11 protein-coding genes and 2 pseudogenes are annotated in these 17354 nt (G+C 58.1%); 4 read left to right on the top strand and 9 right to left on the bottom strand.

Annotated features, from left to right (window positions below; translation table 11 throughout):
• Positions 1-105: 105 nt before the first annotated feature.
• Both ACR9YP_RS09935 and ACR9YP_RS09930 read right to left on the bottom strand, forming a co-directional pair.
• Positions 106-1494, bottom strand: coding sequence for an aminotransferase (locus ACR9YP_RS09935; protein ID WP_474219571.1), 1389 nt, complete (start codon positions 1492-1494; stop codon positions 106-108).
• 9 nt (positions 1495-1503) lie between these two features.
• Positions 1504-3018 (bottom strand): NAD-dependent succinate-semialdehyde dehydrogenase, encoded by a 1515-nt coding sequence (locus ACR9YP_RS09930; RefSeq protein ID WP_474219570.1) that lies wholly within the window; start codon positions 3016-3018, stop codon positions 1504-1506.
• 155 nt (positions 3019-3173) lie between these two features.
• On the opposite strand from ACR9YP_RS09930, the gene ACR9YP_RS09925 reads away from it, so the two are divergent.
• Both ACR9YP_RS09925 and ACR9YP_RS09920 read left to right on the top strand, forming a co-directional pair.
• Positions 3174-3650 (top strand): Lrp/AsnC family transcriptional regulator, encoded by a 477-nt coding sequence (locus ACR9YP_RS09925; RefSeq protein ID WP_474219568.1) that lies wholly within the window; start codon positions 3174-3176, stop codon positions 3648-3650.
• A gap of 617 nt (positions 3651-4267) precedes the next feature.
• Complete coding sequence (locus ACR9YP_RS09920) at positions 4268-6007, top strand: MFS transporter (protein ID WP_474219567.1); 1740 nt, start codon at positions 4268-4270, stop codon at positions 6005-6007.
• A gap of 254 nt (positions 6008-6261) precedes the next feature.
• Here ACR9YP_RS09920 and ACR9YP_RS09915 read toward each other — a convergent pair whose 3' ends face one another.
• From ACR9YP_RS09915 to ACR9YP_RS09895, 5 genes and pseudogenes are all read right to left on the bottom strand, one after another.
• On the bottom strand, positions 6262-7611 hold the full coding sequence (locus tag ACR9YP_RS09915) for an IS5 family transposase (protein ID WP_474218974.1): 1350 nt from the start codon (positions 7609-7611) through the stop codon (positions 6262-6264).
• Between the two features lie 460 nt (positions 7612-8071).
• Positions 8072-9190, bottom strand: a pseudogene (locus tag ACR9YP_RS09910) (IS630 family transposase).
• A gap of 107 nt (positions 9191-9297) precedes the next feature.
• Positions 9298-9435 carry a hypothetical protein gene (locus ACR9YP_RS09905; protein ID WP_474221016.1) on the bottom strand — a complete coding sequence of 46 codons (138 nt, stop codon included), beginning with the start codon at positions 9433-9435 and terminating at the stop codon, positions 9298-9300.
• A gap of 50 nt (positions 9436-9485) precedes the next feature.
• Positions 9486-9683 (bottom strand): hypothetical protein, encoded by a 198-nt coding sequence (locus tag ACR9YP_RS09900; RefSeq protein WP_474221015.1) that lies wholly within the window; start codon positions 9681-9683, stop codon positions 9486-9488.
• Positions 9684-10758: 1075 nt separating this feature from the next.
• The gene (locus tag ACR9YP_RS09895) at positions 10759-12111 is read right to left on the bottom strand and encodes an LLM class flavin-dependent oxidoreductase (protein ID WP_474219566.1); all 1353 of its coding nucleotides are present in this window, start codon (positions 12109-12111) and stop codon (positions 10759-10761) included.
• A 788-nt stretch (positions 12112-12899) separates the two neighbouring features.
• Between ACR9YP_RS09895 and ACR9YP_RS09890 the strand changes: the two genes are divergently transcribed.
• Positions 12900-13085 (top strand): hypothetical protein, encoded by a 186-nt coding sequence (locus tag ACR9YP_RS09890; protein WP_474221221.1) that lies wholly within the window; start codon positions 12900-12902, stop codon positions 13083-13085.
• Between the two features lie 711 nt (positions 13086-13796).
• Here ACR9YP_RS09890 and ACR9YP_RS09885 read toward each other — a convergent pair.
• The gene (locus ACR9YP_RS09885) at positions 13797-14954 is read right to left on the bottom strand and encodes an IS4 family transposase (RefSeq protein ID WP_438103250.1); all 1158 of its coding nucleotides are present in this window, start codon (positions 14952-14954) and stop codon (positions 13797-13799) included.
• 305 nt (positions 14955-15259) lie between these two features.
• Positions 15260-15802, bottom strand: a pseudogene (locus ACR9YP_RS09880) (transposase); the annotation flags it as partial.
• A gap of 430 nt (positions 15803-16232) precedes the next feature.
• Here ACR9YP_RS09880 and ACR9YP_RS09875 point away from each other — a divergent pair.
• The gene (locus ACR9YP_RS09875; protein ID WP_474219565.1) at positions 16233-17195 is read left to right on the top strand and encodes a lysylphosphatidylglycerol synthase transmembrane domain-containing protein; all 963 of its coding nucleotides are present in this window, start codon (positions 16233-16235) and stop codon (positions 17193-17195) included.
• Positions 17196-17354: the final 159 nt, after the last annotated feature.

Genomic DNA, 17354 nt, shown 5'->3' with positions numbered 1-17354 from the left:
AAGGCGAATATACGGCTTCCCATGCAGCATCCACTTTTGCGGGAACATAACTTGCCAATCACAGGGTTGGGCTAGCACGGAAATTTTTCTGCGCCGCAAGTTTGCCTACTTCTTCGACAATTCGTCCATCACCTGTTTGGTCGCTTGATAAGCCAGCTCAACGATTTCGTCGATCTCAGCCTCAGAAACGACGAGAGGCGGTGCGAAGCCAAGAATGTCTCCATGCGGCATCGCTCGTGCAATAAGCCCCCGATCACGAGCCGCTTTCGAGATGCGGGCACCGATCTTCAGCTCCGGATCAAATCGCCGCTTTGTCTGCCGGTCGGCGACATACTCGATTGCGCCGAGCAAGCCCACGCCTCGAACTTCCCCGACGATTTCCAGCTGTGCAAATCTTTCCTTGAGCCGCTTTTGGAAGTGCGCGCCGACGGTTCGGGCGCGATCGCTTAGTCGCTCCTTCTCGACGACGTCGAGCACCGCATTGGCGGCTGCTGCCGCGATGGGATGGCCAGAGTAAGTATATCCATGGGAGAATGCTCCGACGCGATCGGCGGCGTCCTCCATGACCTTGTAAACTCTCTCGCCGACAATAGCTCCCGAGAGCGGCATGTACCCGGATGTCAGCCCTTTGGCGACTGTGACAAGATCTGGTTCAATCCCGTACAGCGTGCTCCCGAAGTCCGCGCCAGTTCGACCAAATCCACAGATGACCTCATCGGCAATCAAGAGGACGTCGTACCGACTTAGCACCGTCTGGATTTCGCGCCAGTAACCCGCGGGCGGCGGCGTTATGCCACCCGTGCCGAGCACCGGCTCAGCAATAAAAGCACCGACTGTTTCTGGACCCTCTCGCACGATTAGCTGTTCGAGCTCCGCCGCTCGCCGTCGAGAAAAGTCCTCTTCCGTCTCGCCGGGTTCAGCTCCCCAATAGTGATGCGGCGTACCTGTACGGACAACGCCCGGGAAAGGCAGGTCCATGTAGTCGTGATAGAATGACATACCGGTCATCGAACCGGAGATCACCGAGCAACCATGGTACCCGCGCTCACGCGAGATAATCTTCTTCTTTTTAGGCTGCCCACGTAGATTATTGTAGTACCAGACGAGTTTTGCTTGAGTCTCGTTGGCATCCGATCCGGACAGCCCGAAGAACACTTTGCTTGGCTTACCAGGCGCCATGCGCACGAGGCGGTCCGAAAGGGTGGCCAGCTCTTCGGTCGTGTGCGCCGCATATGTATGGTAGTAAGCCAAGCTGTACGCCTGTCGCGCAATGGCTTCGGCCACTTCCGTCCGACCGTAGCCGATGTTTACACAGTAAAGGCCAGCAAACCCGTCAATGTAGCTGCGTCCCTCTGCGTCCTTGATATGAATGCCCTTTCCGCCGATAACGATCGTCGGATCACCAATCTTACCAGTGGCGAACTCCTTAAGCTGGGTGAAAGGATGCAGCACGCTTGAGCGATCCCGTTCAGCAATGGTCTTGATGTCAATCATGTCGCTCTCCTAAGCCGCCAGGTCGCCGAAGCAGACGTATTTTTGTTCCATAAATTCCACCAATCCGTGTCGCGATCCTTCGCGACCGAGCCCAGACTGCTTCCATCCTCCGAAGGGAATCGGCGGACCAGTGAACGAAGCCGTATTGACACCGAGCATGCCGCACTCGATACGCTCTGACAGTCGCATCGCTCGACGTAGACTGTCCGTGTAGACGTAGCCAGCGAGCCCCATTTCGCTAGCGTTTGCCCGAGCGATAACCTCTTCTTCCGAATCGAATGGAAGCACGGCTGCCACCGGTCCAAATGTTTCCTCGCGAGCGATGAGCATGTTTTCAGTGACGTCGCTAAGTAAGGTCGGAGGAATGAAATTTTGACCTAAGCTCGCGCCCTGCTGCGGCGAGACAACACGCGCACCCTTCTTCACCGCATCGTCAATGTGTGACCTGCACTTCTCGGCGACTGACAACTTCGTCATTGGCCCGATATCTGTTGTAGGATCCAGCCCATGGCCCATTCTGAGCTGGGCTATCCCGGCGGCAAACTGTTCAACGAAGGCGCCATAAATGCTTCTCTGCACGTAAATACGGTTGGCAGCCAAACAGTCCTGACCAGACGTAGCAAATTTTGCCGCCATCGCACCCTTGACGACCTTCTCAAGATCGACATCGTCAAACACCAGAAAAGGAGCATGCCCACCCAACTCGAGTGACACCTTCTTGACGCTCTCGGCTGCTCCCTCAAGAAGCAAACGACCCACTTCCGTAGAACCCGTAAATGAAAGAGCGCGTATTCTCGTATCGCTCAACAACGGCATCGAAAGTTCAATCGGATTTCCGACGAGCACCTGAAACACGCCCCGCGGGAGCCCGGCCTGCTCGGCCAGCCTGGCCAGCGCCAGCGCGGATAACGGCGTCTCGGGAGCAGGCTTCACAATGATTGGACATCCGGCAGCAAGCGCAGCCCCCGCCTTCCGGGTAATCATCGCTACAGGAAAATTCCACGGGGTTATCGCCCCTGCGGCCCCTATTGGCTGCATTCGCACGTGAAGAAGGCTTCCAAGCTTATGGCTCGGGATAGTCTCTCCGTATGCCCGCTCCCCCTCTGCAGCGAACCACTCGAGAAAGCCAGCACCGTACGCTATTTCCTGACGCGCCTCAGCAAGCGGCTTACCTTGCTCGCTGGTCACCAGGATCGCGAGTTCCTCCTCGTGCTCAAGCATCAATGAGGCCCAGCTGCGGAGAATCGCACTTCTCCTCGTCGGCAGCAATTCCCGCCACATAGGAAATGACCGCTCGGCCGCAGCTATCGCCAGCTCCATCTCCGCGGCCCCGCAACGAGCAACATCCGCGATCTCCTCGCCCGTCGCTGGATCGATTACGTGGTCCCGCTCGCCGCCGGGTACCCATTGCCCGTCGACGAGTGCCGCTCCAGATAGAAAATCACGACGGCGCAGATTTTGCAGATACCTGCTAGTCAGACCGACCGAGTACGGACGTTTGTGCCTGCTACTTTCAAACGTCATTTCGTGGCCCCACGCGGTCATTTGTTGAAATTGCCCATGCAATCAGGATACTGATAGCGCATGGAGATTTGCGCCGCATTTCCCCGCAGCTCGGACGATTTCCTGCAACGCACATACACTTCGCGACGGAATGCACCTGAAGGCTGGAGCCAATTATGCAATACGACCGGATAGACGCCCGCATCCTGGAGATCGTCCAGAAGAATAACCGGCTCACTTCTGAGGTCATCGGTGAGATGGCTGGGCTTTCTGCTACGGCATGTCAGCGCCGGTTGAAGCGCCTTCGCTCGGACGGGATAATTGAAGCCGATGTTTCGATCGTTTCCGCGAGGGCCGTAGGAAGACCCATCCAGATGCTTGTGCTAGTAAGCCTCGAACGAGAGCGTTCGGACATCATCGACAAATTCAAGAAAGCCATCAAATCCTCGTCTGAGGTCGTCAACGGTTTTTACGTCACCGGCGACGCCGATTTTGTTCTCTACATCACCGCCCGAACCATGGAGGACTATGAGCAGTTCACGCGCCGCTTCTTCTATGAGAACTCGGATATCAAAGGCTTCAAAACGATGGTCATAATGGATCGTGTGAAGACAGGTTTTGCCATTCCGATTGAGTCTCCGTCCGATGAGTGAACGTGGCGCTCCTCCCTCGGGCTAGTCTTCGAGCGGTTTTTCATCGCGCATTCGCCCAAAACGCCAAAAACAACCGCCCCGTTGCTCTACTCTGCTTGCTAGCACGCTTTCTTGAGCGGTTTCCTTTCGGATGCATTTCAAAGCGGCCAGCTCGACCAAGTGGCTCATCAATCAATCACATGAGCCATCCAGTCTGACGGGACGATGCAAAATATAAGAACTGGGCACAAGTTCCTCTGCGCTTCACTTGATGAAGTAGCTCCACTTGCTCTGGAGTTCCATGGCGGCAGCGCGGATGTCCCCTGCTCACGACAAACAACATCAATGTCGAGGTTGGAATCGCGGCGGCCGGAATATGCCGCGAGAGTGGCAAGTCCGCTTACCGAGGGCACGCCGCATTCAGTCACGGCTCTGTCGCAGGTTCCACTCGCAACGCCAGGGATTTGTCGCGCACGAGGCGGGCAGGATCATGTTCCGTCGCAGAGTCGGGTCGTTGACTATTGCTGTAAGACCTTGGTACGCGAGCTGCGCACATCGGACGAAGTCTCTTGCCGCTTCCTATTTAGGCCATCAATGGCGGCGGCAATCCAACGGTCGGATGCCGGGCAAGGACCGAGATGATCAATTCGTCCAGGCGGAAGACGCTTCGCGCTGATGGCATCACCGCACCGCTCCGGTTCCTCACCTTCCGTCGCATCTGGATAGCGAGCGTGCTTGCCAATTTGGGCGCCCTCATTCGGAGCGTCGGCGCAGCTTGGGCAATGACCCAGATGACATCATCGGCCGACAAGGTCGCCCTAGTGCAGACCGCTTTGATGTTGCCGGTCATGCTGATCTCGATGCCGGCCGGTGCGATGGCCGACATGCACGACCGGCGTATCGTTGCACTGGTCTCGGTCGGTATCGCCCTCGCCGGCGCATCCGCACTGACAGCGCTCGCTTCGCTTGACTTAATCACTCCGAATTTGTTGCTGGCATTGTGCTTCGTAGTCGGAAGCGGCATGGCCCTGATGGATCCTGCTTGGCAATCCTCGGTCAGCGAGCAAGTGCCCTTGGAAACCCTTCCGGCGGCGGTGGCGCTGAACAGTATCAGCTACAAGATTGCGCGAAGCGTGGGGCCGGCCATCGGCGGTATCGTGGTCGCAACCGCGGGTGCTGTAGCTGCATTCGCGCTTAATGCCTTGCTTTATCTCCCACTGATCGCGGCGCTGTTCTTATGGAACCGCATCTCTGTTCCGAGTCGCTTGCCGCCTGAGAAGCTCAGTCGCGCTATCGTTTCAGGTGTGCGCTATATCATCAATTCGCCGTCGATCATGATCGTGCTGGTGCGCTCCATGGTGATGGGCGTGATCGGAGGCGGGACTATTGCGCTCATGCCGCTTGTAGCTCGCGACCTGCTGCATGGCGGCGCACAGACGTATGGCACGATGCTCAGCGCTTTTGGCCTCGGCGCCGTGGTGGGAGCACTCAACATCACGGAGCTGCGCAAGCGCATGGCTGGCGAAGCAGCAATCCGAGCCTGTGCTCTTTCGATGGGCGCAGCAGTTACCGCAGTAGCGCTGAGCCTAGCGCCGGTATTGACGGCTGTTGCGCTGTTCCTCGCGGGCGCCGTGTGGATGATCGCCTGGGCGCTGTTCAACATTGGGGTACAATTGGCGGCGCCGCGTTGGGTCGCCGGTCGATCGCTCGCGGCCTATCAGGCGGCCGGATCGGGCGGAATTGCCATTGGCAGTTGGGCCTGGGGTTATCTGGCCGATGTCATGGGTGTACAAACAAGCCTCCTGATTTCGGCTGGTTTAATGCTTGTGACACCGGTCTTGGGGCTCTGGCTGCCGATGCCGCGCATCAGCGCTCGTGAGCACGAAGCGGAGATGCTGGCAGATCCCGAAGTTCGGCTTGAACTTTCTGGTCGCAGCGGCCCACTTGTGGTCGAGATTGAATACCGCGTATCGGGAGAGAATGCGCGCGCGTTTCACAATGTGATGCAGGACGTGCAACTATTTCGCCAGCGCACGGGTGGCTATGGCTGGTCTATCGCCCGTGACATCGCAGACCCCGAACTTTGGACTGAGCGCTATCACTGTCCGACATGGCTGGATTATCTACGACAACGCAACCGCTCGACGCAGTCGGAGCGAGCCTTAGATGAACGGGCAGCGGCTTTCCACGTTGGCCCAGAGCCCATACGTGTCCGCCGCATGCTCGAACGGCCATTTGGATCGGTGCGCCGGAACGACGATGAGCGTGATCGCACGGCGAAGGAATTGGTGCGTGGTCGAGGGCTCATCGGAGTTGAAGAGTTGGCCGAGGCAGGGCGCCCGAGCGCCAACCTTGAGCAAAATCAAAGATCGCCCTAATCGGCTAGGTGTCCTTGTCAGGCATCAATAATCGGCGGATTGTCCACTCGATTCATCGAGATGCCAAGCCGTCCGCGGAGCTAGCGGCGACTTTCCTATCATGATGAACCTGCCGAGCACGCCAGGAAGTGATGCTCGATCTTGCGTTCGAAAACCGTCAGCCGTTAGACAACCGCCTGCATACGGATTGAGCGGCGGACACCACACGGTTTCTCGGGACTAAGTTCTTTTGTCGTCCGTGAAGAACGCCGATTTCAGCCGGTGACGAGCTGAAGTCGAAGCGTGATCGGGACGAGGATTTGGGACAGCAAGAGAGCGAGCCACCGGATCAGACGGCGGAAGTTGTAGCCGACGGCGGCGAGGATGGCATTGGCGGCGTCGCCCTCGCGATACCAGAGATAATTGCGGCCCATTCGGTGCTCGGATTTGAGATGGCCGATGACCGGCTCGACGGCGGAACGCCGGCGCAGCTCGCGCTTGATCTTCGGTGTCACCCACCGCTTCTGCCCTGAGATGAACACCCTGAACTTGTAGTCGGGTGGCGCATTGTGGCCGCGATAACCTTTGTCGAGAACAAGGCGCTCGATGATGTTGCCGATCAGTGCCTCCATGTCCGGGATGACGGTTTCGAGTGTATGGCCGTCATAGGGATTGCCGGGCAGCGCCTTCACATGGGTGACGAACTGGCCACCCCTGGCGTGCGATAGCGTGGTGGCAACGGAAACCTTGACCCCGAACTCGTAGGGCCGGTGGGCCTTGCCCTTGCCGATGCACTCCACCTCCGGAGCGTGCAGCGAGTAGACCTTCGGTCCACGCTGGTGCTGCTTCTGTTCAAGCACCCGTCGCGCCCGCGCCAGCATGCGCTCCAACCCGATCCCACCGAGCAGGTCAGCGTTGCCACCGAGCTTGCGGCCGATGTCACGGATGACGCGACCCAGATAGGTTCGGAGCGTCTTCAAGGCCCGGTTGGCGCGCTTGAACTGCTTGGCATGGGCATAGCGCTGGTGCTTGATCAGCGCGAACTTGCCGACCCGCCCGTAGGACTGACGCAGCGTGATGCCGGCGGCCTTGGCGAGCCGCACCAGGATCTCACGGGCGCGGTTCAGGAGCCTGGCATCGGTCGGGAACATCACGTTCTTGGGCTGCACCGTGGTGTCGACGATGGCGCGGTTGAGATCGGACGGCTTGATCGCCTCGGTCTTGGTGGCGACCGCAAGGCTCTCCTGCAGCAGGGCTTGCAGCTTCTCCTCGCCCATGCGCTGGCGCCAGCGCGTCAATGAGGAGCGATCGAACACCAGGCGGTGCTGGAAGAACTCTTCGCCGCAGAAGAACTGGTAATAAGGATTCTCCACCCAGCGCTCGCACAACACCTCGTCGGAGAGGTCGTAGGTGTGCTTGAGAATGGCCAATCCGGCCATGAGCCGCGTCGACAGCGGCGGCCGACCTGGCTTGTCCTCATAGACCGCCCCGAGCCGCTGCTCGAGGAACGACCAGTCGATCGTCCGCGAAAGCTTCACCAGCGGGTGACCCATATCGATGATCGCGTCCAGCCGGGAGCGCAGAAGATCGGACTGTCCGCTGTCGCGTCGTTCCTTCGGCTTCATCGTTCCCTCCCGATGCCACCACGGAATCACGACGCGCGATTCGACGGAATCCCGAAAATGAAATTGCAAGCTTTTGGGTCCTCAAAGCCCCAAAGCTTGCAATCTCAAACCTCTCTCCGCTCCAGAAATCGACTCCCGCTCAATGGCTTGGGAGGTTCTTCACGGAAGACTCTTTTGCACTGACCACAAAATAGGCCACACCGAAGAAGCGGTGAAGCGGTCACGGTTTGAGGTAGGAAACTTCCCCTAGAGAACCTCCGAGATGAGGCTGCGTCCAGTTCGATCGGGAAGAATAATAGGCCGAGACTCTCGGCCACAGCCTTGTAGGCGACCGCCCCCCGGCAGACGTTCAGGCGGGCATGTAGATTCGGTTTCCGAGCAATTCCTTTGTGGCGAGAGCCAAGCACAAAGGGCGGCTTCGCGTTGTTCAGAGTCTGCCTCGACGTGAGTTCGCGACGCACTAGTGTCCTAAACCAGAAGTTCGCAACATCGCGTCGTGTTGTACCGGGGCATTGTAACGGCAGAAGCGCTCGATGGAAGCAAGGATGTCGTCGGCTGACTTGGTCCACCGGAACGGCTTGAGATCAGCGTTATGTCGTTCGATGAAGGAGGCGATGTCCGCCCTGAGGGTGGCTACGCTGCGATAGACGCCGCGCCTGATCTTCTTATCGGTAAGAAGCGCGAAGAAGCGCTCGACCTGATTGAGCCATAACGAACTGGTCGGGTCAGGTGCACATGCCAGCGCGGCCGTTTAGCCAGCCATTTCCGGATCAGCGGGGTCTTGTGGGTAGCGTAGTTATCCATGACGAGATGGACCTCGAGTTGGCGCGGCACAGCGGCCTCGATCTCGTCCAAGAACTTGCGGAGCTCGGCGGCACGGTGCCGTCCGTAGCACTTGCCGATAACCCGTCCGGTCGCAATGTCGAGGGCGGCGAACAGCGATGTGGTGCCGTGCCTTTTTGTAATCGTGGCTCCTTCGGGCCGGCTGGCCGGGACGCATCGGCAACATCGGCTGACTGCGGTCCAGCGCCTGGATTTGAGACTTTTCGTCTACACACAGAACGATGGCGTGTGCCGGCGGCGAGACGTAAAGGCCACCGACGTCGCGCACTTTGGCCACGAAGTTCGGATCGGTCGAGAGCTTGAATGTCTCCAGCCGGTGCGGCTGGAGCCCGAAGGCCCCCCAGATACGTTGCACCGTCGACACCGACAAGCCGCTGGCCTTTGCCATACCGCGAGAACTCCAATGAGTGGCGTTCTCGGGACAGCTTTCCAGCGTTCTCACGATCACGGCCTCGATGCGACCATCGTCAATGGTGCGCGGTGCCCCGAGCGCGGCTCCATCGTGCAGCCCGGCCACGCGCTGCCCCACAAAGCGCCGCCGCCATTTGCCTACCGTCCCGCGCTCCTGGCCCAGCTTGGCCGCCACTTCTTTGTTCTGACCGCCTTCCGCACAGGTCAGCACGATCCGGGCTCTGAGAGCCAGCGCCTGCGCCGTCTTTCGCCGCATTATCAGCGACTGAAGTTCAGCACGCTCATCATCGCTCAATATCAAGGGCGCAAGTCGCTCGGCCGCCATCGGATCCTCCGTCGCTGTTGCAGCCTCCAGTCTGCCACAGCGGCGCGAATCTAACGCGAATCTACGATTGCGAATTTGTGAGTCGGGACACTAGCGGATGACGCTCTCTAGCTCCTAGCTGGATCCGTGCGTCGCCGGCGATCGCTCAAGCATCCGCCCCGATCAATCGCAACATCCACGATGATTGAGCCCTTGCGGAACGAGCCAAACAGGTTGCGGCTAACCAGCGTTGGTGCGCTCGGCACCGGGAACTGGTGCCGCGCCAAGTAACGAAACTGCTACGAAGACCTGTTCCTCAACAGCATCGATTGTTGATATCCTCGAACGCGCCTCTTGAACAGTTTATCGAGCTTGCGAAGCTGAAGAGTCCAGCAGTCAAGGATGGAACCTCCGCCCTGGAGTCGGCTGCCATACGCGCAGCGTGCGTGCCGACAACACCACCTCCGATCACCACACTGCGAGCCAGCTGGACATCGGGCAGCCAGCCAACCATTAGCCCGCAGCCGCCTGCATATCGCTTTAGGACAGCACCAGCTGCCTCGATAGAAAGCCTACCTGCGGGCTCGCTCATCAGCGCAAACAGCTGGAGTCCTCCATGTGCATCGGTCACCATTTCATACACGACTTCCATACGCTGGGCTCTATGAGGACCTTGGCCTGATCCAGGTCTACCCACGGCTGAAGAGAATATGGTTCTCTCGCAGATGGTCCATCGGACGGCTGCGATTCTTTAACCTTTACATTCATTTCGCTGGAGCGAACATCTCGCGAGTAGAGGCCACTTGTCTAGGCACTCGTTGTCAAGACTGATCTGCGCGCGATAGATTATGCAAAGCGCCTTTTGGATGATAGAGTGCAGAAGATCTAGTTGAGAGCCGGGACGGAGCTGAATTGCAGGTCTGCTGGTAACACCGCGGGGCATTCACAGGCGAGTACGTGATCTAATCCTTCCAGATTGTTTGATGATCCTCGGCAGCGCAAGGGCGCTGAACGTCAGACTTTCCCCAGCCGCGGGAGCGGCTGATTGACTCATCACAGGCGGCTTCGCATGCTGCGGCGGCCTGCCCACGCGAGGCGAGGCGAGGACATTACTCCGACGCGAGAAGTCGCTTGGCTACAACGGAAGGTTGATCGCGACGGGGCGGGAAAAGTCGCCTGCCACGACTGCTAGAAAGTCGACCAGGGCTATCGCTATTCCATACTGTCGCGAGGATGGGCCAGCCTGATCGTACTGACCAGCAGGTCAACGAACATGACGGGCGAGACTCCTGGCCATTCAAAATTATGTGGCGTGACCTACTGGTTAATAAGCGCCATCAGGTACCTGGTTGCGCAACATAATCTACAACCCAATGTAGCCACCATATCCTCGCCATATTGGGGTATAAATCGATGACGTGCCCAGTTGGGCAAAGCTTCCCCCTCTGCTCGCCCACGATTTTGACGCAACCTCAGGATGACCCGAGTGCGCAATGGAGGCCAAGACGCACACGAGTCACACGGCCTCTCCTCGACAATGCCCCAGGCGCAGCAACACTTCCTGTGTCGAGACCGTCCTTGAATTTTCGTTAGTGACTGTTTCCACTTGCTTGCGCGAATCGATTTGGTGGCCGCTTGAGACCGAGGTTCTCTCTTAGGGTTTGTCCTGAGTATTTGGATCTGAATTTCCCTCGCCGGCGCAATTCCGGGACCGCGAGCTCAACAAAATCTTTGAGACCGCCAGGAACAGTCGCGGGCAATACGTTAAATCCGTCAGCCGCATGTTGGTCAAACATGGCCACCATCGCGTCCGCAATCTCGTCTGGCGTTCCAACAACCATGAGGTGGCCTTTGCTATCTGATATTAATTGGATCAGTTGTCGCCAAGTCAATTTCTGCCGTACTCCAACATCGACTAGCACCTTTTGACGGCTCTGTATGGAATTCGTTTGCGGCAAAGTCTCGGGCACTAATGAGTCGAGATCCATTGAACGCAGATCGATGACAGACCCCAGCCAAAGGTTTGTCGCCCCGATTTGAACGTCAACGTGCGTATCTGACCGTAGTCTTTCAAGCTTATCAGACGCTTCTTGCTTAGTGCTCCCAACTATCGGAACAATGCCTGGCATGATTAGAACCTGATCGTCATCCCGCCCACATGCTCGCGCTTTCTGTTTGAGAGTTGCGTAGTATCGTTTACCGTTGTCGAGAGACGGCTCGGCGGTGAAGACAACCTCTGCCAGTCCTGCGGCGAACGCTATTCCCGCACTGGATGCACCAGCCTGAACCAACACCGGGTAACCTTGCGGAGGCCTACCGCTGTTCAAGGGGCCTTTCACGGAGTAATAGTTTCCCCGGTGATTGAGCACATGCAGCTTCGAAGCATCTGCGTAAATACCAGTCCGCTTATCGCGAACGAAAGCGCAATCCTCCCAACTGTCCCAAAGACCCTTGACTATTTCCACGAACTCGCTCGCTCGAGCGTAACGCGTGTCGTGATCTGGAAGCCGCTTTTCGCCAAAATTTTGCGCTTCGGGATCCATCGCGGAAGTGACGATGTTCCAGCCGGCGCGACCTTGGGATAGGTGATCAAGTGATGCGAACAACCTGGCAAGATGGTAGGGTTGATAGTAGGTCGTCGTTGCTGTCGCAATAAGGCCAATGCGCTGTGATTGCGATGAAAGCGCCGACAACAACGTAATTGGCTCGAAGCCATCGTTACGACCTACACGTGCTATGGTTGCATGATCATCTATCACGCCTTGGTGATCGGCGAGAAATACGAAGTGAAAGGCCGCACTTTCCGCAAGTCTCGTAAGCTCTGTATAATGGTCAATATCAACTCCACCATTAGCTGGTGCGCTGGGATCGCGCCAAGCGCCTTCATGATATCCCACCTTGGCGAGATACAGTCCGAGCTTCATTTCATCGTTGGCTCGCATATGCCTTGTCTCCGTTCAGTTGGATTATTCTCGCGTGCTGTGTCCGGCTGCCGTATAAGGGATCCCCAACCTACGCATGTACATTGTTGCCATCATGCATCTCGACGAAAGTGGCTCGAAGAACGCCCCGCAGCGGTTAGCGCATAGCCCAGGATTGAGCTCACAAAGAGCTGAGTAAGCGCTGCAAGCAGTCTGCCTTTTCTGAATCGGAGAGAATGGCTCTCAGAGCAGGCAAATGCCCGGTTGCATTTCAAGGAGCACATCTCCCAAATTTGTTCGACTTACTTACGTCAGAACTGACGAAAACGGACCTACCAAGTGTGATGGGTGTTCTGGGTGGAGCGCTTACGCCCGCTGTTTAGAGGCGCGTTGCTCCACTGCTTCGATGTGCTGCTTCCATCCCGCGAAGTTGAGAACGAGAAGCGCTGAGGGCAAGTTATTCATGCTACCGTATATCGCGCGATAGAAGGCGGAGACAGTCTTCCGAGACCATATTGCTTGAGCATCTACTCGCGATAGTTCCGTGACAAGGGTCGGAGTCGCTCCCAAGCATTGGCGTCGTTCGATGTCTTGAGGAACGTCACCATGTGATGTAAGCGTTGCCGAGCAACGGAGCATGAGGTTTAGGTAGTCGTCCATGACGAACTGCGATTGAGCGGGAGTCAAGTTTTTTGGGGCGGTGCGAGGTTTGAGATTGCAAACTTTTTGGGTCTGACGTTCTGAAAGCTAGCTATTTCATTTTTGGGATTTCTCGAGGTGCGTCTTGTTTCCGTCACGACGGATGGACGATGCGACCGAAGGAACGACGGGACAGCGGACAGGCCGATCTTCTGCGCTCGTGGCTAGACGCAATTATCGACATGAACCATGCGCTGCTGAAGCTGGCGCGGCCGATCGACTGGTCATTCCTCAATGAACGGTTCGTCACGGTCTACAAGGACAAGCCAGGCCGGCCCCGCTGCCGAGCCGGCTGATGCCAGGTCTGGCCTCCTAAAGCTCACGATCTTTCCGATGAGGGTCGTGCGAGCGCTGGATTGGAAAGCGCTATTGCCAGCACTTCTGTGGCGAGGAGTTCTTCCAGCACCGCCTGGTGTTCAACCTGGCTAACCCGCCGGCGCGCATTGCCGAGGAGAATGGTGCAGGAAAGCCTTTCGATCGCCGTCCAACACCGGGGCGATCAAGAGGTCCGATCTCAACGCGTCATCAGCGCGGCGCAGCCCAAGAACGTGTTGTTCGCGACCGATGATGCGGTGCCTCTGAAACCGGGCGCTCGAAACCCTGGTCGGGCTGGCCAAGCAGCAGGGCCTCGCGTTGCGCGCAATCCTATGCGTGGGTGGGCAGGTTCCCCCTGATCAAAAGCGGTTCAATCGCGCCAACGGGTCCTGAACAAGCTCGGAACCTATTTCCCCTCCGCGACATCTCCCGCAACATTGAAGGCCACACCGACCTGCTCGGTGAGATTGTCCTCGGCCGCATGACGGCGCTGGCGCGACCGGGTGCTCGACAGCAGGAGGGCAAATCATGTTCAATACGACGGTTTTGCAATCGGTATCGATCTGGCAAGAACACATTCGATGTGGTGGGGCTTGATGCGACGGGGCAATCGACCTACGAACGAGAGATCAACTTGAGCCGACACTAGCTAATATTCCGCCCCGCCTGATCGCAGGGCTGTCCGGGGAATTCTATGCATAACAGAAGCTGATCTGGTCGGGGGAGCTTCTGTCGCGGGCAGCGGATGGGTTCACCTTGGGAGGTCGGTCGATGTCGGCAATTGGTTTTCGTGCGAACAGCGACGCGGCGACAAGACCTGCGAAGCGGATAGCCGGCATGATTAGACGACTTTCGCGTGCGGCGATCCGCAGCAGCAGATAGGCGATCATGGCGGCGAGGATTTGCAGACGGACCGCGTTCTCGGAGCGGCCGAGAAATTTGCGAAGCTTGAGGTGCTGCTTGATCCAGCGGAACAACAGCTCGATCTGCCAGCGTGTTTTGTAAAGCGCAGCGATTTCGATGGCCGAACGCTTCAGATCGTTGGTGATGAGGGTCAGTTTTGTACCGTCATCGCGTTTGAGGCGTATGCGGCGCATCGGAACAGCAAGTTTGGAGCTGCTGAGGAGCTTTACCTCAGCATCGTCGATGATTTTAAAGCCCTTCCCCTTTTGTTTCCGCAGCTTCCGCCAGCGTGTAGCTCTGAAGCGCAGATTCTTCTTCTGGCGGGTGACGAAGCAGGCGCCCGCGTCGTGAAGCCGTGTCCACCAGGCATAACTGCAATAGGCCTTGTCGAACACATAGGTGGCGCCGGCCTCGATCGGGAATTGCTGGGCTGGTGTGACGTCATTGACCGTCGACGGCGTGATCGCCAGACGGCGCGGATGATCCGAGCCGGGATCGTAAACCACGTGAAGCTTGAGACCACGGGTACGTCCGTTCCAACCGGCCCAGGTGCTGAGTTGATCCAGCGGAACCGGCGTCGCATCGATCAGCCGCAGCATCTCGGCACCCTCCCGCTTCAGCGCTCGGTCGGCATGCCCAGACAATCGCTCAAAGACTTCTGCGAAGATACTGACCGGCCGTCGGGCATTGGCATCCGCAAGCGTCGAGCGCGCCAATTTGCCGACACCAAGATGGTAGTGATGATGCGAATTGGCGTTCCAGATCGCCTCAAGGGCACGCAAGCTGTCGACGCCACTGAGCTGGGAGAATATCAATGCGACAAGATGATCCCAGCTGTCGAACGTCTTGTCGTAGGCGTCGCCATCCAAACGATCCACAGTCGTCTGAAACTGCCGCCGATTGATCGGTTCAAGCAGCCTTCCAAAAATGCTATCGCTAAACCGCATGCCCGGCCCCTTTCTGAGTCTCGATAACCAGAAAGTACCTGCTTCAAGCCGGGAAAACCCGGGCATGCTCCGCGACACAGTGAATCATTCCCCGGACAGCCCTGCGCCTGATCGGGGAGTCATGCGCAGGAGCTCATCACCTCGGTCGCATGCTCGATAAGAGAAGCTATCAAGTACGGCTCTTGCCGGCAAAATATGCAATCTCAAGCGTCACAAGAACGACTTTCGCGAATCTGAAGATCGTGTCCCGTTGCGTGGCGAAGCTGGCGGCGGGTCATCGCGTTCACTGGCAGGAGCCGGGCAGATCAGCTGGCGATTACCGGAAGGCTGACGGTTGGATCATCGCTCAATGGCGATGGTTTCCAGAGTCATGTAGCGGGCGCGTTGGACGGCCCATTCATTGTTCTGCTCGAGCAGGATCGCGCCGATGAGGCGGACGATGGCGTCCTCATTGGGGAAGATGACGACGACCTCGGTCCGCCGCTTGATCTCGCCGTTGAGGCGCTCGATTGGGTTGGTCGAGTGCAGCTTGGTCCGGTGCATCGGTGGGAACGTCATGTAGGCCAGCACATCGGTCTCGGCCTCGTCCAGGAAGCCGGCTTTGGGCAGCTTGGGACGCAGCTGGTCGGCAACCTTCCGCCCCTGTGCTCTTGCGGCCTCGGCACCATCCTGGGCAAACGCGGTGGCCATGAACGCGGAGACGGCGCGTCGGCCGCCGCATAGGCCAGCGCATTGCGCATGAAGTGCACGCGCTGCTAAGTGGCATTGAGCACCTTGCTGATAGCGGCCTTGATGCCCTCGTGGGTGTCGGACGGCGCGCAGCCTCCGGCGGGCAGCTCACGCAAAAAACCGGACGACGCCCAAGAATAGTACATGGCTTTGGTCCCTTGCAACGATGATCGTTCATTTACTAAGCCTCGGCATTTTCGAAGGCGTCGTCGCCTTCGAGTATGCTCGCAGTTGTAACGTCCGCCTTCGCGTACTTGCGTCGGACAGCCTTCCCACCGTCTTAGCATATCAAGTTCGCTCTGGCCGACGAGCAATCGTGCGACAGCGGCTCGATCGGATTGCGAAATCGCCAATGTGGCACTCCCCACCATAACAGGGGGGTGAAGTTCGAACCCCGATGAGTTACACGTGAGTTACACGCAGGTGCTCCCAAGCGTTTGTAGCTCCGAATGACAATTGCGCTTATAGCCAGCTGGCTCCAGTTGGGAGGATCTACTTGTCGGGCCGTGGTGTCGCTTCAATTCAAACTAGACGTGAGTGAACCGGGCCATGCGCGGATTTCTGATCTTTGCAGCCCGGATGGCGGTTTCGGTCGCGCTTTTTTACCTCTCGCTGCGCGGGATTGATTTCGCAGTGGTTCAGTCCCAGTGGAGTCAGATCAACCCGCTCTGGATCGCGGTTGCCATTGCGGTGACCATCTTCCAGATCTTCATCGGCGCCCCGCGCTGGCGCGAGATTTCCCATCGGTGCGATGCGCCGCTAGGCGCCCTCGAGGCGTTCCGCTACAACATGATCGGCAACTTCTTCAACCAAGCCCTGCCGTCATCGATCGGCGGCGACGCGGTTCGGCTTTGGCTCGTCAACCGCACGGGCGTCGGCTGGCGCGCCGCGACCTATTCGATCCTGATTGATCGTTCCGTTGGGCTCATCGCGCTGGGGTTCATTATCGTTGCAAGCCTACCCTGGAGTTACGCCATGATCAGCGACGCCGGTGGCCGGCTCGCACTGGTCTTTCTTAATTGCGCAGCGCTCGCCGGGGGGGTGGGCTTTCTGCTGCTGGGTCATCTGCACTGGGCGTGGCTGAAAAGCTGGCGGCTGATCAAACATGTCCACGCCTGCTCGATGATTGCCAACCAAGTGATCTTCGGCAGGAGCAGCGGATTAAAGATTGTGGTGCTGTCGCTCACCATTCACGTGCTGACGATCGTGATCGTCTGGTGCTGCGCCCGCTCAATCGGAGCGCCAGGCGATTTCGCGCAGTTGTTCATGCTGACCCCCCCGATCATACTGATCACCACGATGCCCATCTCGATCGCTGGCTGGGGCGTTCGCGAGGCGACAATGATGGTAGCCTTCGGTTACGCCGAGCTTGCGCAGACCGATGGCGCCATCGTCTCGATCCTGTTCGGAGCCATCTACTTCATCGCGGGCGCGCTCGGCGGGCTGATCTGGATCTTCAGCGCAGAGAGGCAGTCGGGCCACATCGAAGCGGTTCACGCCGCGAAGGATTGATCACCCTCAAAACGTCGGACTCGGAGGGATGGGCTTGCGCCACTGCGCCATACAACTGCTTCTGCCTTATCGCGCGCGCAATGGCGCATGACGACCTTTTCAATCAGACAGCGCAAGAGCGATCTTAGATGATTCCTGCGGGTCGCCGGATTCTCAGTA

The sequence above is a fragment of the Bradyrhizobium sp. BR14999 genome (genome assembly GCF_056106085.1).
This window is presented reverse-complemented; position numbering and strand designations above follow the sequence as displayed.